Origin of the sequence: Pleomorphomonas sp. NRK KF1, from assembly GCF_023721755.1 — a bacterium.
Taxonomy (GTDB): domain Bacteria; phylum Pseudomonadota; class Alphaproteobacteria; order Rhizobiales; family Pleomorphomonadaceae; genus Pleomorphomonas.
In genome coordinates, this window is record NZ_JAMDLH010000006.1 from 224,891 (window position 1) to 238,462 (window position 13,572).

The window sequence follows — 13,572 nt, forward strand, 5'->3', positions numbered from 1 at the left end:
GCGGGGCGGTCCTTTTCGTTGACGGAGGCAGGCCCGTGGCCGAAGCGCAGAAGTCCGTAGTCATTGCCGAAATCGGCGCCGCTCATGGCGTGCGCGGCGAGGTGCGCGTCAAGGCGCATACCGCCGATCCCCTGGCCGTGGCCGACTACGGCCCTCTGCACGACAGCCGTGGGGTGGCCTTTCGCGTCAAGTCGTTGAGGCACCTCAAGGACGACATGCTGGTCGTCTCCTTTGAGGGGCTGACCGACCGAACGGCTGCCGAGAAGCTCAACCACACCAAGCTTCACGTCGATCGCTCGGCACTGCCGCCGCCGGACGAGGACGAGTTCTACCATGCCGATCTCATCGGTTTGGCTGTCGAGACGACGGCCGGCGAGGCGATCGGCACGGTGGTTGCGGTGGTCAACTTCGGAGCGGATGACCTTCTGGATGTGAAGCGTCCGGGACGCGCGTCGGTCTACGTGCCCTTTACGCGCGCTATCGTGCCAACTCTCGATTTTGCTGCCGGCAAGGCGATCATCGAGCCGCCGGATGGCCTTCTCGACGATCCCGGCGAACCGGAGGGGGAGGAGGCATCGTGACTGGCTTTGCCGCCGACGTTCTGACGCTCTATCCGGAGATGTTTCCCGGCCCGCTCGGGGTCAGCCTAGCCGGCCGGGCGCTTGGCGAGGGAGGCTGGTCGCTGAGGCCGACGCAGATCCGCGACTTTGCCGAGGGGCGTCATCGCAACGTCGACGACACGCCAGCGGGCGGTGGGCCCGGCATGGTGATGCGCGCCGACGTGTTGGCGCGGGCCATCGATGCGGTGTCGCCGGCGGATGATCCCCGACCGCGTCTTCTGATGACGCCGCGCGGGGCGCCGCTCAGACAGGCGCGCGTGCGCGAACTCGCCGCTGGCCCCGGGGTTGTCATTGTTTGCGGCCGGTTCGAGGGCGTCGATGAGAGGCTGATTGGCCGCCGGCAGCTCGAAGAGGTGTCGATCGGCGACTATGTGCTGTCGGGAGGCGAAGTGGCGGCCATCGTGCTGCTCGATGCTGTGGTTCGTCTGCTGCCCGGCGTCATGGGCAACGATCTCTCGGGTGTAACCGAAAGCTTCGAGGGCGGACTGCTCGAGCACGCTCAGTACACCCGGCCGCCGGTGTTCGAAGATGAGGCGATCCCGCAGGTTCTCTTGTCGGGAGATCACGCGAAAGTGGATGCCTGGCGCCGTGCTGACGCCGAAAGGGTGACGGCCGAGCGGCGTCCGGACCTCTGGGCCGACTATCGCCCGGCCAAAGGCCGGAAATGAGCAGTTTCCGGCAAAGAATCTGGTGGGAAGTGGTCGACAAACCTGTCCGCCTCGTGTAGGAACCCCGCCCATAGTTGATTGACGTATCGCCCCTCGTTCGATGTGACGATGTTCGGGCGCTCTGGTCGGCTCAGGAAGAAGAAGGAATCCAAAGATGAGCAAGATCATCCAGGAGCTCGAGGCCGAGCAGATGGCCGTGGTCAAGGCCCAGCGCGAGCTGCCCGAGTTTTCCCCCGGCGACACCGTTCGCGTCAACGTGAAGGTCACCGAAGGCACGCGTAGTCGCGTCCAGGCCTATGAAGGCGTCTGCATTGCCCGCAAGGGTGGCGGCCTCAACGAGAGCTTCACGGTTCGCAAGATTTCCTACGGCGAGGGCGTCGAGCGCGTCTTCCCGATCTACTCGCCGATGATTGATTCGCTCGAGGTGGTGCGCCGCGGTAAGGTGCGCCGGGCCAAGCTCTACTATCTGCGCGACCTGCGCGGCAAGGCGGCCCGTATCTTCGAGGCGAACAACGCGCGCGCCCGCAAGCTCAACGAAGCCGCCAAGGCCGACAAGTGAGCTCAGCCGACGGCTGACTGATCGTTTCAGGCCCGCGTGCTTCGCTCGCGGGCCTTTTCATATGCGGAGATCCCGAAAGCCCATGCGACAGGTCAAGATCGCCACCTGGAACATCAACTCCGTCCGCATGCGCCGGCTTATCGTCGAGCGGCTGCTCAACGAGGCGGCTCCCGACGTGTTGTTCCTGCAGGAAACGAAGTGCCAGGACGGCCAGTTTCCCGCTGCCGATTTCCGCAAGCTCGGCTACGAGCATGTTGCCCTCAACGGCGGCCGCGGCGGCTATCATGGTGTCGGCATCGTGTCGCGCTTGCCGCTCGGCGACGTTCGCGTTCACGAGTTCTGCGAAAAGGTTGGCGATCCGCGCCACATCTCGGCGGTGATCGGCGAGGGCAACTCGGCGTTCCGTGTCCATAATTTCTACGTGCCGGCCGGCGGCGACGAGCCGGACGTTGCCATCAACCCGAAGTTCGAGCACAAGCTGCGCTTCCTCGACGAGATGAAGGACTTCTTGCCGACAGCCAGTGATGGACTGCCGGACGTGGTGGTCGGCGATCTCAACGTGGCGCCCTATGAGCACGATGTCTGGTCGCACAAGGCGCTTCTCAAGATCGTCAGTCACACGCCGATCGAATGCGAGAAGCTGGAGGCGGTTCGCTCGGCTGTCGGCTATGTCGATATCGCCCGGCGGTTCGTGCCGCTGGAGGAGAAGCTCTATTCCTGGTGGAGCTATCGCGCCAAGGACTGGCGGGCGGCCGACAAGGGGCGCCGGCTCGATCACATATGGACGCATCCGGACATGGCCGCGCGCGTGAGCGACTTCCGCATTCTCAAGGATGCGCGCGATTGGGATCGCCCGTCGGATCACGCGCCCGTCGTGGTCAGCATCGAGGTCTGAACTCAGGCGGGGTCAGTTTCCGAGACGGTCGAGACGATCCCGCACCGTCATCAGTCGCGATGTGGTTTCGCGGACATTGGCCGACAGGCGGCGATGCAGGCCGGCAGCAATCTCAGGAAACTCGTCGAGCATTCGACGGAACAGCGGTCGGCGGATCAAAATGGTCTCGACCCGGCCGCGCGCCACGGCGGTCATCGTACGTTCGCCATCGACGATCAGGGCCAGGCCGCCAAGCAGAGCGCCGCGGCCGACCACTTCAGCGGCCGTATCGGAGTCCCCCGGCGGAAACAACGCGACTTCGCCTGACGAAATGACGTGAGCGCAATCGGCGCGGTCTCCCGCCGAGTAGAGGCGCTGCCCGTCCCGGAAGTCGCGGCTCTCGGCCGAGAAGGCGAGCAGGCGCAGCTTGTCCTCCGTGAAATCGGAGAGCATGGACACCGTGCCGAGCAGCTTTATGTCGGACTCGAGACTCATGAATGGCCTGGCGCGGGCGAGACAAACGACGATGGCAACTGTCAGTCATGCGCCGCTCATACGGCACATGACACAGATTCCCTAGCATGCCGCCCGCAGAAGGTTAACCGCCCAATCCCCGGCTTGCCGGCGTCGGCCGGGTTTTCCACCCCGAAGGGTCGTCAAGGATCAGGGCACGAGCTTGTAGCCGCCGCCTTCGGTGATAAGGAGCTGGGCGTTGGCCGGGTCCTTCTCGATCTTCTGGCGGAGACGGTAGATGTGCGTTTCGAGCGTGTGGGTTGTGATGCCTGCGTTATAGCCCCACACCTCGTGCAACAGAACGTCGCGGGTGATCACCTTGTCGCCGGCCCGGTAAAGGAACTTCAGGATCGAGGTTTCCTTCTCGGTGAGGCGGATCTTGCCGCCCTTGGCGTCGACCAGGAGCTTGGCCGAGGGACGGAAGGTGTAGGGGCCGATCGTGAAGACTGCCTCTTCCGACTGCTCGTGCTGACGCAGCTGGGCGCGCACGCGAGCGAGCAGAACGGCGAACTTGAACGGCTTGGCGACGTAGTCGTTAGCGCCGGCTTCGAGTCCCAGGATCTGATCGCTGTCTGTGTCATGCCCGGTCAGCATGATGACCGGTGCCGCAAAACCGCCCTTTCTAAGGATTTTCACAGCTTCGCGGCCATCCATGTCGGGCAGGCCAACGTCCATCAACACGAGGTCGACGTGGGCTGTGCGGGCCAGTTGCATGCCCTTGGTGGCGGTCTCCGCCTCAAGCGGCTCGAATTCGTCGAACAGCGACAGCTGTTCAACCAGCGCTTCGCGGAGGTCGGGGTCGTCGTCGACGATCAGAATTTTTCGAGCAGTCATGTCATCCCCGTCAAAGATGATCGCTGCCAGAGAGCCCGCCCCTCGTCTTCGGGGTGCATCGCACCGGCTTGGCGATTCATCCGATCCCTGCCAGATTACCATGGCAGATCGGATACTTCACAAAATTATACCGTCTGTCGATCCTTCGCGATCGTCTGTCAAGCAAGGCGAAAAATATGCACGGCAAGTTGAGACCGAAAGGGGCGGCGCTCACACGCCTTCACGCTCGCGTGAAATCGGCCCATTCCACGCATGGGCGGCTTGTCGGTGGCGGGGTGGATATGGCGGCGACGATCGGTCGATCAGGCCTGACGGCGCTGAAGCGGGAAGGAGACGGGGCAAGCCCGCGGGGGAGTTTTCGCATTGTCGGCGGTTTCTATCGGCCGGATCGGTTCGGTGCCAGGCCTCGTTGCGGCATTTCCCTTCATCCCCTGCGACCTGACGATGGTTGGTGTGACGACCCTTCCGACGCCAACTACAACCGGCCGGTCCGTCGTCCATACCCTCGAAGCCATGAGGCGATGTGGCGTGACGATCACGCCTATGACATCGTACTGGTACTCGATTTCAACCTTCGGCCCCGCGTTCGGTGCGGTGGCAGCGCCATCTTCTTTCATCTCGCGCACCCTGATTCCCGGCCGACGGCGGGTTGTCTGGCGTTGAGCGGCCCTGACATGCTGAAGTTGCTGCCGCGACTGTCGACCCGCACGATCATTTCGTTTGGTTAAAGCCTCAGATCGGCTCGCCGTCGACGAGGCGTGGCGAGGGGCCCGGTGCGCCGGCGGCGGCGTCGGCGAAGACACGTTTGATCGACGGCAACCGATCGACCAGGCCGAGCCCGAAATCGCGGATCAACCGCAGCGGAACGAGATCGTTGGAAAATAGGCGGTTGAGCCCATCGGTCATCGCGGCCATGCGCAGCGTGTCGAAGCCGCGCCAGCGCTGATAGTCGTCGAGGACATCGGTGGTGCCGGGGTCGCGGCCGGCACGCAGGGCAATGGCCACCACTTCCGCCAGCGCTGCGGCGTCCTTGAAGCCGAGATTGAGGCCCTGACCGGCGATCGGGTGAATGGCGTGCGCGGCATCGCCGATCAGTGCCAGCCGATCGGCCGTGAAGCGTCGGGCCAGCGTCAGTCCGAGCGGGAAGGCCTGGCGTCGCCCAACTGCGCGCACTTCGCCGAGGTGGTGGCCAATGCGACGGAGGAGCTCGGCATCAAACAGGAACGGAGTGCCGGCGACGAGACGGTCGGCGATTTCGGTTCGCTCGCTCCAGACGAGTGACGATCGACAGCCGCCCTTGAGCGGCAGCACGGCGAAAGGACCGGCTGGCAGGAAGTGTTCCTCGGCGCGTCCTTCGTGCGGCCGATCATGTTCGATGGTGGTGACGATCCCCGATTGCCCGTAGCTCCAGGAGTTGATGCCGATGCCGGCTTCTGACCGGAGGCGCGAGCGCGCACCGTCCGCGGCGATCACCAGGGAAGCGACGAGCGTTTTGCCGGATGCGAGCGTCACGCGGCGCCCACCCTGGGTTTGCTCGGTGGCCAGTACGCTATCCGGTGTCAGGAACCGGACGCCGGCGGTCTCCGCCGCTGCCCCGAGCGCTGTGACCAGCGGCCCATTGGGCAGCATGTGTGCGAGCGCGTCTCCGTCCTGCTGCCGTTCGAAGGTCAGAAACACTGGCCGGATCAGGTCGTCGAGACGAGAATCGGTAACGATCATCTCGCGGACCGGCTCCGCTTCGACGGAAAGATTCTCCCAGACGCCGAGGGCCGAGAGCATGCGCCGTCCCGCAGCCGCCACCGCGAAGGCGCGCAAATCGCCCGACGCTTCACGCCAGGGTCGGGGGTCGGCGAGCGCGACGCGGGCACCGGGAACCGAAGCGGCAATGGCAAGCGCGGCCGAGAGACCGACATAACCGCCACCCGCAACCAGGACGTCCACTCTTTCGATACTCTCGATCATCTCATCTTCCCTTCACGGCCGTGGATGACGGCGTGAGCATAGTGGGATTGCGGATACCGGCCAAGAAGCCGCGTGGTGACTTTCTGAGCGTTTCTGGGGGGCGTCGACGGGCGATGGCGCTCCATACGGGCAATTACTGCCCATCGAATAGGCATCTGTGGTCCGCCAAACTGATTTCAAGATGGGCACACTCGAGTTTTTGCCAGGGAAATGGTCACTGGAACTCGGGTGGCGACCGTCAAAACCGGCGAAAACAAGGCGTTTGGTTAAGAAAAAGCAGAATGTGCCGCATCCTACGTCGGCTTGGCACAAAGATTGATTCTATCGACGGCATCGAGTTCCGCGACGGGGCGCATCGCGGGGGTGCGCGTTCGGTCCGGGGGACCAATCGATGGAAGGAACCCCATGAAAATCGTCATGGCCATTATCAAGCCGTTCAAGCTGGACGAGGTGCGCGACGCGCTCAACGCGCTCGGCGTGCACGGCCTCACGGTGACGGAAGTCAAGGGCTATGGTCGCCAGAAGGGCCATACCGAAATCTATCGCGGCGCTGAGTACGCCGTCAGCTTCCTGCCCAAGCTGAAGGTGGAAGTCGCGGTCGCCACGGATCAGGTCGACAAGGTCGTCGAGGCCATCTCCACGGCTGCGAAGACCGGCCAGATCGGCGACGGCAAGATTTTCGTCACGTCCATCGAACACGCCGTTCGCATCCGTACCGGCGAGACCGACGGGGAGGCGCTCTGATCCATTCGGGAGGCCCGTGCGGGCTTCCAAGGCACGCCGCCGATGTTTCGCCCAAGGGTGACGTCGAGCGGACAGTCGACAACCGATCCAAGAGGATTTCGATGAAGTATCTCAAGCCACTTCTCGCGGCTGCGCCTGTACTGGCGCTCTCGGCTGCTGCGGCTTTCGCCCAGGATGCCGTCGCGCCGGCCGTTGAGGCCGCCGCCCCCGCTCCCACCGCCGATCCCGGACATACGGCGTGGATGCTGATTTCCACCGTTCTGGTCATCATGATGACGGTGCCGGCGCTGGCGCTGTTCTACGGCGGTCTCGTCCGCTCCAAGAACGTGCTGTCGATCCTGATGCAGTGCCTCATCGGTTTCGCGGTGATGGCCATTCTGTGGATCACTTACGGCTACTCCATCGCCTTCACCATGCCCGGTGAGGCGACCGCGCTTTCGCCGTTCATCGGCACCCTCGACAAGGTCATGCTGGCCGGCATCACGCCCGACTCGTTGTCCGGTTCCATTCCGGAGATCGTTTTCGTCGCCTTCCAGATGACCTTCGCCTGCATCACCCCGGCGCTGATCATCGGCGCCTCGGCCGAGCGCGTTAAGTTCTCGGCGGTGATCTTCTTCCTGATCCTGTGGTTCACCTTCGCCTATCTGCCGATGGCCCACATGGTTTGGGGCGGCGACGGCTCCTACATCGGCTCCGGCTGGGGCGCCCTCGACTTCGCCGGTGGCACCGTGGTGCATATCAACGCCGGTATCGCCGGTCTGGTCATCGCCATCATGGGTGGCAAGCGCATCGGTCTCGGCCGTGACAACTTCGCCCCGCACAACCTCGTGCTCACCTATATCGGCGCCATGCTTCTGTGGGTCGGCTGGTTCGGCTTCAATGCCGGATCCGAGCTCGCTGCCGACGGCGTCGCGGGCTATGCCCTAGTCAACACCATCGTCGCCACTGCTGCTGCGGCCATCGCCTGGCCGTTCGCCGAATGGCTTACCCGTGGTCACGCCTCGCTTCTGGGCGGCGCCTCGGGCGTGGTTGCTGGTCTCGTTGCCATCACTCCGGCTTGTGGTACCGCCGGTCCGTTCGGCGCGATCATCATCGGTCTCGCCGCTGGCGCGATCTGCTTCTGGGCCTCGACCTGGGTCAAGTCGAAGTTCGGCTACGACGATGCGCTCGACGTGTTCGGCGTTCATGGCGTGGGCGGCATCGTCGGCGCCGTCCTGACCGGTGTGTTCGCCAATCCGGCGCTGGGCGGCATCTATGCCGACTATCCCGGTTTCGGCACCCAGGTTACCGCGCAGGTCGTGGCGGTCATCATCTGTATCCTCGTGTCGGGTATCGTGTCGGTGATCGCTCTCACCATCGTCAAGGCGATCGTCGGCCTTCGGGTTACCGAGACCGCCGAGCGCGAGGGTCTCGACGTCACGACCCACGGCGAACGCGCCTACAACTGAGCCTTACTCGGGCTTAACGGCAATCTGCGGACGGGCGGGACTCCGAATGGAGCCCCGCCCGTTGGCGTTTTGTCGGGCTGCGCGAGATTATCCTTTCGGCGCAATGGTCGCGGAAGTTCGTGTGTCGGTTGATTTTCATCCTATTTCCCTCTTGGCGCTCGCGTTCGCCACGCTATGGTCGTCGCATCGACCGGAGGCGGCGTGCCGCTCCGAGCAATCTTGAGACACACCGGAAAAGAGGTGCCCCATGAAAATCGTGACGGCCATCATCAAGCCCTTCAAGCTCGACGAGGTGCGAGATGCCTTGACCTCGCTTGGCGTCCACGGCCTGACGGTCACGGAGGTCAAGGGTTACGGTCGCCAGAAGGGCCATACCGAAATCTATCGCGGTGCCGAATACGCCGTCAGCTTTCTGCCCAAGCTGAAAATCGAGGTGGCGGTGCCGACGGTCGAGGCGGAAAAGGTGGTCGAAGCCATCGCATCGGCGGCGAAGACCGGTCAGATCGGCGATGGCAAGATCTTCGTCTATGCGATCGAGCACGCCCTTCGCATCCGCACCGGCGAGCAGGACGAAGAGGCGCTTTGAGGAAACGGGCTGCATAGGGTTAAAGAGCGTTTAACCATGGATGCCTAGAGTGGCCGGCAGCAGAAAAGGTCCGGCCGCCTCTCGGCGGCGGGCCGAATCACCCGTTGCCCGAGCCCTGGTTTCATGTCGTCCTGCGCGTCGCTTCCTCTTTCTCCCTTTCAGCGTCTCGGCCGGTTGATCGCCGGTGTCGAGCCGGGGCGCCCGCCGATCGACGTCTCTGTCGGTGAACCGCGCCATCCCGTGCCGGACTTCGTCGGCCCGGTTATCTCGGCCGCACTGGCGGATTTTGTCCGCTATCCGCCGATCAAGGGGACCCCGGCCTTTCGCGCGGCCGTTGCCGGCTGGGCCGAGCGGCGTTTCGGCCTTCCTGGCGACACGCTTGATCGAGACGACGGCATATTGCCGCTCAATGGTTCGCGAGAGGGGCTCTTTCACGCAACGCTCACGGCCTTGCGGCTTGCTGGCGCCGGCAAGGGCTCGCAGCCAGCCATCCTGTTGCCCAATCCCTTTTATGCCGTCTACGCCGCCGCCGCCGAGGCGGCGGGTGCGGAGCCGGTGTTCGTCGCGGCCGATCGCGATGACGGCTTCCTGCCGCGTTTCGAAGCACTGCCGGCCGATCTGCTCGCTCGAACCGTGGCGGCCTTCCACGCCAGCCCGGCCAACCCTCAGGGCGCGGTCGCCGATCTCGGACGGCTTGAAGGGCTGGTCCGGCTGGCCCAGGAGTATGGCTTTCTTCTGTTCTCGGACGAATGCTACTCCGAAATCTGGCGCGGCCGGGCGCCGGATGGCGTGCTGAACGCCGCTTTCGGGATCAATGGCGACTTCTCCGGTGTCGTTGCCTTCAACTCGTTGTCCAAGCGATCCAACCTCGCCGGTGCTCGCTGTGGCTTTGCGATCGGTGATCCAGCCTTCCTGAAGGCGTGGGCGGCCCTCAGAAACGTGACGGCGCCACAAGTCCCGATTCCGATCCAGGCGGTCGCCGTCGCCGCGCTCGCCGATGAACAGCACGTTGTGGAGAATCGTCGGCTTTACGATCTCAAGTATGTCGTCGCCGAGGAGATACTGGGTGACCGGTTCCCGCATCTCGTGCCGCCGGGCGGTTTCTTTCTTTGGCTCGACGTCGGTCGCTGGGGTGGCGGTGAAGCGGTGACGGCCCGGCTTTGGAAAGACCGAGGCGTCAAGGTCGTGCCGGGTGGCTACCTGTCGGCAGTCGGGGCCGACGGCGTCAATCCCGGTGCGGATTTCATTCGAATCGCCATGGTCGAAAGCCTGGAGACGAGTCGCGAGGCGCTGAGCCGTCTCTCGGAGGTTCTGTCATGAGAGCTGAAATGAGAACCAGCCCCCGCTTCCGTGACGCCGGCGGACGGCTCGACGGTCCTTACGAGCCGCGCCCCGTCAATGCACGCCGCGCCGCCAATCTCAAGGAACTCGACAAACGGATACGCCGCGCCGCGCCGACGCGCGAGGACCGCTTGCGGCAGGCGATGCTCCGCAACATCGCCGGTGCGTCCGGTCTGATGCTGATCGCCGGCGTCGCAGCCTTGTCCGCCGCGCTCGCCACCTGGTCAGTGGACGATCCGAGCTGGAGCCACATTGCCGATGGACCGACCCGCAACGTCATGGGGGCGGGGGGCGCGGTGGTCGCCGACCTGATCATGCAGCTCATCGGCCTCAATGCCGCGCTGTTCCTGGCGCCGGTGGTGATCTGGGGCTGGCAGTTGACCATCGGGCGCATTCCGCATGTGGCGCGCAACAGGCTGATCGGATGGTTGATCGGCACGCTGATCGGCGCCGCGTTCATGGGTGCCTTGCCGCCGACGACCGGTTGGCCTCTGCCCACCGGCCTTGGCGGCGCCATCGGCGACCTCCTGCTGCAACTACCGGCCGCCTTCAACAATGGCGTCCTCACCGATACGCTGCGTCTCATCGTGCTGATCGTTACGGGACCACTGGCGCTGGCCGCCATGATCTACGCCTCGGGCGTGCCCGGCCATCGCATCGTCAGCTCGGCGGCGGCCGTCGATGACGATGAAGACGACGAGGAAGAGGATGAAGGTGAGAGCCGCCTCGCAGCTCTCATAGGCGTAGCCGGCCATTGGTGGCTGACGATGCGCGCCGGCCTGTCCCGACGCCTGTTCCGTCGGCCGGCCTTTGCCTATCCGGGTGAGGAGTACGAGGACGAGGAGGACGACTACGAGCCCCCGGTTGCTCGGAGGGCCGAACCTACCCACGTCGCAAGGCCGCGGCCCGTCGTCGCACCGGTGGCCGACGATGAAGATGATGACGACTACGAGGCGCCTGTCGTCGATCGGCGCGGCCGCGTCGAGCCGTCTTTCTCCCCGGCCGAACGGCCACGCCCCGCCGCAGCCGAGCCCATCTTCGAGGAAGAAGAGAACGATCCACCGCCGTTCGATATGGACGACCGCCTGTCCGACTACGACGAGACGGAGCTGATCGCGCCGCCGGAGCCCGTTGCCGTCGCACCGGCGCCGCGAACCTTCGAACAGCGTCCCGCCCCGCTTCGTGGTCCTGCCTCTCGCATAGGCAAGCCGGCGGCTCAGCCGGAGAAGCCCGCGGCGCGCGTCAAAGCACCGGCGCCGCCGATGCAGCCCAGCAAAAAGGCCAAGGGTGGCACGCAGTTGTCCCTTCTCGACGCGGACCGCTTCGAGTTTCCGGCCATCGAGCTCCTGGCCGAACCCAAGGGCGGCAATGGCGTCCAGTACACGCCAGACAGTCTGGAGCAGAACGCGGGTCTGCTGGAGGGCGTGCTCGAGGACTTCGGCATCAAGGGCGAGATCTTCAATGTCCGTCCCGGCCCTGTCGTGACGCTCTACGAACTGGAACCGGCGCCCGGCATCAAGTCGTCGCGCGTCATCGGCCTTGCCGACGACATCGCGCGCTCGATGAGCGCGGTCGCCGCCCGTGTTGCGGTCATCCCGGGCAAGAATGCCATCGGCATCGAGCTGCCCAACCAACGGCGCGAAATGGTCTATCTGCGCGAGCTGATCGCCAGCCAGGACTTCGAGAAGTTCAAGGGCCGGCTTGCTCTGGCTCTCGGCAAGACCATCGGCGGCGAGCCCGTGATCATCGATTTGGCCCGCACGCCGCACATGCTGGTGGCCGGCACGACCGGTTCGGGCAAGTCGGTGTCGATCAACACCATGATCCTTAGCCTTCTCTACCGGATGACGCCGGAGGAGTGCCGGTTGATCATGATCGATCCGAAGATGCTGGAGCTCTCGGTCTACGATGGCATCCCCCACCTCCTGACACCGGTGGTCACCGATCCGCGCAAGGCGGTGGTGGCGCTCAAGTGGACGGTCCGCGAGATGGAGGACCGCTACAAGAAGATGTCCAAGGTCGGTGTGCGCAACATCGAGGGCTTCAACGCCCGCGTGGCGCAGGCGATCGAGCGGGGAGAAAGCATCAACCGCACCGTCCAGACCGGCTTCGACAAGGAGACCGGCGAGCCCATCTTCGAAACCGAGGAGATGGAACTCAAGCCGCTGCCGTTCATCGTCGTCATCATCGATGAAATGGCCGACCTGATGATGGTGGCGGGCAAGGAAATCGAGGGCGCTGTGCAGCGTCTCGCCCAGATGGCGCGCGCCGCCGGCATTCACGTCATCATGGCGACGCAGCGCCCGTCGGTGGATGTCATCACGGGCACCATCAAGGCCAACTTCCCGACGCGCATTTCCTTCCAGGTCACGTCGAAGATCGACAGCCGCACCATCCTCGGCGAACAGGGCGCCGAACAGCTCCTCGGGCAGGGCGACATGCTCTACATGCAGGGCGGCGGGCGTATCCAGCGCGTCCACGGCCCGTTCGTTTCCGACGGCGAGGTGGAGTCAATCGTTGCCCATCTCAAGACCCAGGGCACGCCCGACTATCTCGAAGCGATCACGGCCGATGACGAGGAAGAGAGTGGCGGTGGCGAACCGGCTCAGGTCGATGAGAACGCTGACCTCTTCGATCAGGCGGTGGCGCTGGTGTTGCGCGACAAGCGTGCCACCACCAGCTACATCCAGCGACGGCTCGGCATCGGTTACAATCGTGCCGCCTCGCTCATCGAGCGGATGGAAAAGGAAGGATTGGTCGGCCCGCCCAATCACGCGGGCAAGCGCGAAATCCTGATGCGCACCGACGAAGATTGACGGCAGCTCTCCGGGACGAGACAACTGGGCGTCCTTCGCCACTGGGCGGAAGACGCCCTTTGTCATGTCACCGATGGTCCAATGAGTCGTATTCTGATCTCCGCCTGCCTGCTCGGCCGACCGGTTCGCTATGACGGCACCGGAAAGCGGCTCGCCGATCCGCGCGTCGAGCGCTGGCACGCCGAGGGGCGGTTGGTACCGATCTGTCCCGAGCTCATGGGAGAACTTCCTGTGCCGCGTCCGGCGGCCGAAATCGTCGGTGGCTCCGGCAGCGATGTCCTGGCCGGCCGGGCGCGCGTCCTGGCCGCCACCGGCGAAGACGTGACGGCGGCTTTCCTCATCGGCGCCGAGGTCGCTCTCGATCTTGCCCGGAGCACGGGGTGCGACCATGCGCTCCTTATCGACCGCAGTCCTTCCTGCGGCAGTCTCTCGATCTATGACGGTACCTTCTCGGGTCAACAGGTCCCGGGAGCCGGCGTCGTCGCCGCGCTTCTTGCCGCTCATGGCATTCGTGTCTTCGCCGACCATGAGATCGATCGTCTTGCCGAGGCCATTGCCCACTCTCCATGACGGGAACCCGATGCGGGGCAAGGACGTTTCCCTTGAA

Annotated in this window: 13 protein-coding genes and 1 pseudogene; 11 read left to right on the forward strand and 3 right to left on the reverse strand. The window is 64.5% G+C overall.

Annotated elements, in window-relative coordinates:
- Positions 1-35: 35 nt before the first annotated feature.
- The 4 genes and pseudogenes from rimM to M4J39_RS16315 all read left to right on the forward strand — a co-directional run bounded on the left by rimM (position 36) and on the right by M4J39_RS16315 (position 2,742).
- The gene (rimM, locus tag M4J39_RS16300) at positions 36-581 is read left to right on the forward strand and encodes a ribosome maturation factor RimM (protein WP_251729463.1); all 546 of its coding nucleotides are present in this window, start codon (positions 36-38) and stop codon (positions 579-581) included.
- Entirely contained in the window at positions 578-1,288 is a 711-nt protein-coding gene (gene trmD, locus M4J39_RS16305; protein ID WP_371875466.1) for a tRNA (guanosine(37)-N1)-methyltransferase TrmD, read from the forward strand. Before rimM ends, trmD begins: the two co-directional genes overlap by 4 nt.
- Positions 1,289-1,442: 154 nt before the next feature.
- Positions 1,443-1,838: pseudogene (gene rplS / locus M4J39_RS16310) on the forward strand (50S ribosomal protein L19); the annotation flags it as partial.
- Positions 1,839-1,929: 91 nt separating this feature from the next.
- Complete coding sequence (locus M4J39_RS16315) at positions 1,930-2,742, forward strand: exodeoxyribonuclease III (protein ID WP_251729465.1); 813 nt, start codon at positions 1,930-1,932, stop codon at positions 2,740-2,742.
- Between the two features lie 12 nt (positions 2,743-2,754).
- On the opposite strand, the gene M4J39_RS16320 is transcribed toward M4J39_RS16315, so the two are convergent.
- Both M4J39_RS16320 and M4J39_RS16325 read right to left on the reverse strand, forming a co-directional pair.
- Positions 2,755-3,216 carry a Crp/Fnr family transcriptional regulator gene (locus M4J39_RS16320; RefSeq protein WP_251729466.1) on the reverse strand — a complete coding sequence of 154 codons (462 nt, stop codon included), beginning with the start codon at positions 3,214-3,216 and terminating at the stop codon, positions 2,755-2,757.
- A gap of 168 nt (positions 3,217-3,384) precedes the next feature.
- Positions 3,385-4,068: a response regulator transcription factor gene (locus tag M4J39_RS16325; RefSeq protein ID WP_251729467.1), complete on the reverse strand. Its 684-nt coding sequence runs from the start codon at positions 4,066-4,068 to the stop codon at positions 3,385-3,387.
- A gap of 281 nt (positions 4,069-4,349) precedes the next feature.
- Here M4J39_RS16325 and M4J39_RS23105 point away from each other — a divergent pair, with 281 nt between their 5' ends.
- Positions 4,350-4,796, forward strand: coding sequence for a L,D-transpeptidase (locus M4J39_RS23105; RefSeq protein ID WP_371875471.1), 447 nt, complete (start codon positions 4,350-4,352; stop codon positions 4,794-4,796).
- 4 nt (positions 4,797-4,800) lie between these two features.
- Here the strand turns inward: M4J39_RS23105 and M4J39_RS16330 are convergent, their stop codons facing one another.
- A complete protein-coding gene (locus M4J39_RS16330; protein WP_251729468.1) occupies positions 4,801-6,030 on the reverse strand; it encodes an FAD-dependent monooxygenase in 1,230 nt (409 codons plus the stop codon).
- A gap of 405 nt (positions 6,031-6,435) precedes the next feature.
- On the opposite strand from M4J39_RS16330, the gene M4J39_RS16335 reads away from it, so the two are divergent.
- The 6 genes from M4J39_RS16335 (at position 6,436) to M4J39_RS16360 (ending at position 13,535) form a co-directional block, all read left to right on the forward strand.
- Positions 6,436-6,774 (forward strand): P-II family nitrogen regulator, encoded by a 339-nt coding sequence (locus M4J39_RS16335; protein ID WP_101290079.1) that lies wholly within the window; start codon positions 6,436-6,438, stop codon positions 6,772-6,774.
- 101 nt (positions 6,775-6,875) lie between these two features.
- Positions 6,876-8,222, forward strand: coding sequence for an ammonium transporter (locus tag M4J39_RS16340; protein ID WP_251729469.1), 1,347 nt, complete (start codon positions 6,876-6,878; stop codon positions 8,220-8,222).
- Positions 8,223-8,469: 247 nt separating this feature from the next.
- Positions 8,470-8,808 carry a P-II family nitrogen regulator gene (locus M4J39_RS16345; RefSeq protein ID WP_251729470.1) on the forward strand — a complete coding sequence of 113 codons (339 nt, stop codon included), beginning with the start codon at positions 8,470-8,472 and terminating at the stop codon, positions 8,806-8,808.
- Between the two features lie 123 nt (positions 8,809-8,931).
- Positions 8,932-10,128 carry an aminotransferase class I/II-fold pyridoxal phosphate-dependent enzyme gene (locus M4J39_RS16350; protein ID WP_251729471.1) on the forward strand — a complete coding sequence of 399 codons (1,197 nt, stop codon included), beginning with the start codon at positions 8,932-8,934 and terminating at the stop codon, positions 10,126-10,128.
- A gap of 8 nt (positions 10,129-10,136) precedes the next feature.
- A complete protein-coding gene (locus M4J39_RS16355) occupies positions 10,137-12,965 on the forward strand; it encodes a DNA translocase FtsK 4TM domain-containing protein (protein WP_371875467.1) in 2,829 nt (942 codons plus the stop codon).
- Positions 12,966-13,046: 81 nt separating this feature from the next.
- The gene (locus M4J39_RS16360) at positions 13,047-13,535 is read left to right on the forward strand and encodes a DUF523 domain-containing protein (protein WP_251729472.1); all 489 of its coding nucleotides are present in this window, start codon (positions 13,047-13,049) and stop codon (positions 13,533-13,535) included.
- Positions 13,536-13,572: the final 37 nt, after the last annotated feature.

Coding starts and splice junctions, on each gene's coding strand:
- M4J39_RS16315 (WP_251729465.1), top strand. CDS start 1,930: ATGCGACAGGTCAAGATCGCCACCTGGAACATCAACTCCGTCCGCATG.
- M4J39_RS16325 (WP_251729467.1), bottom strand. CDS start 4,068: ATGACTGCTCGAAAAATTCTGATCGTCGACGACGACCCCGACCTCCGC.
- M4J39_RS16350 (WP_251729471.1), top strand. CDS start 8,932: ATGTCGTCCTGCGCGTCGCTTCCTCTTTCTCCCTTTCAGCGTCTCGGC.
- M4J39_RS16340 (WP_251729469.1), top strand. CDS start 6,876: ATGAAGTATCTCAAGCCACTTCTCGCGGCTGCGCCTGTACTGGCGCTC.
- M4J39_RS16330 (WP_251729468.1), bottom strand. CDS start 6,030: ATGATCGAGAGTATCGAAAGAGTGGACGTCCTGGTTGCGGGTGGCGGT.
- M4J39_RS16345 (WP_251729470.1), top strand. CDS start 8,470: ATGAAAATCGTGACGGCCATCATCAAGCCCTTCAAGCTCGACGAGGTG.
- M4J39_RS23105 (WP_371875471.1), top strand. CDS start 4,350: ATGGCGGCGACGATCGGTCGATCAGGCCTGACGGCGCTGAAGCGGGAA.
- M4J39_RS16335 (WP_101290079.1), top strand. CDS start 6,436: ATGAAAATCGTCATGGCCATTATCAAGCCGTTCAAGCTGGACGAGGTG.
- M4J39_RS16355 (WP_371875467.1), top strand. CDS start 10,137: ATGAGAACCAGCCCCCGCTTCCGTGACGCCGGCGGACGGCTCGACGGT.
- M4J39_RS16360 (WP_251729472.1), top strand. CDS start 13,047: ATGAGTCGTATTCTGATCTCCGCCTGCCTGCTCGGCCGACCGGTTCGC.
- M4J39_RS16320 (WP_251729466.1), bottom strand. CDS start 3,216: ATGAGTCTCGAGTCCGACATAAAGCTGCTCGGCACGGTGTCCATGCTC.